The organism is Alcanivorax sp. HI0083 (assembly GCF_001635175.1).
Window position 1 is genome coordinate 1 of the sequence record NZ_LWFX01001632.1, and the last position, 891, is coordinate 891.

1 protein-coding gene and 1 pseudogene are annotated in these 891 nt (G+C 55.3%); both read left to right on the plus strand.

All coding sequences use genetic code 11. From position 1 onward, the window contains the following. A partial coding sequence (locus tag A3754_RS24075) for a cob(I)yrinic acid a,c-diamide adenosyltransferase (RefSeq protein WP_197468832.1) occupies positions 1-334 on the plus strand: 334 nt, incomplete at its 5' end. A gap of 247 nt (positions 335-581) precedes the next feature. After that, positions 582-891: pseudogene (locus tag A3754_RS24080) on the plus strand (cobyric acid synthase CobQ); the annotation flags it as partial.

An 891-nucleotide genomic window follows, 5' to 3' on the forward strand; every position in this document is an offset into this window, starting at 1 on the left:
GGGTGAAGGCTATACCTGGGATACCCAGGACCGGGAGCGGGATGTGGCTGCGGCCAGTGCCGCCTGGGATATGGCCGCGAAGATGCTCAAGGACGATAGCTACGACCTGATTCTGCTGGACGAACTGAACATCGCGTTGCGCTACGAGTACCTCGACCTGGACCGTGTGCTGGACGACCTGCAAAACCGCCCCGCCATGCAACATGCGGTGGTTACCGGCCGCTATGCACCGAAGGAACTGATCGAACTGGCCGACACCGTGACGGAAATGAAAGTGGTGAAGCATGCGTTCAAGGATTTGGGGGTGAAGGCGCAGAAGGGCGTCGAGCTTTAGTTAATAGTTAACAGTGAATAGTGAATAGTGAATAGCGAAACCCCGAAATGGATGGGCGTGAAGTTGTGGCGAGAAGTTCAAAGTTAAAAGTTAAAAGTTTAAAAATAAACAATGCGCAAAGCGCTTCCTTTATTCGGGGCTGCGATCGCGGTTTGCTGTCTGGGCGCGGCCTCGTCGCAGCGATTACGGGAGGCGTCGGATCGCGTTTCAACTTTGAACTTTTAACTTTCAACTCGGGCTGCCTCTAATGCCTGTGTTGATGGTTCAGGGCTGCACTTCCGATGCGGGGAAGAGCACGGTGGTGGCGGCGTTGTGTCGGTGGTTTGCGCAGCGAGGATATTCAGTGGCGCCATTCAAGCCGCAAAACATGGCATTGAACAGTGCGGTGACCGTGGACGGTGGGGAGATTGGTCGTTCTACGGCCTTGCAGGCGCTGGCCTGTGGTGTTGAGCCGCACAGTGACATGAATCCGGTGTTGCTCAAGCCGCAAACAGATATGGGCGCGCAGGTGATTATTCGTGGCAAGGTGCTGGGCAATATGCAGGCGCTGGATTATC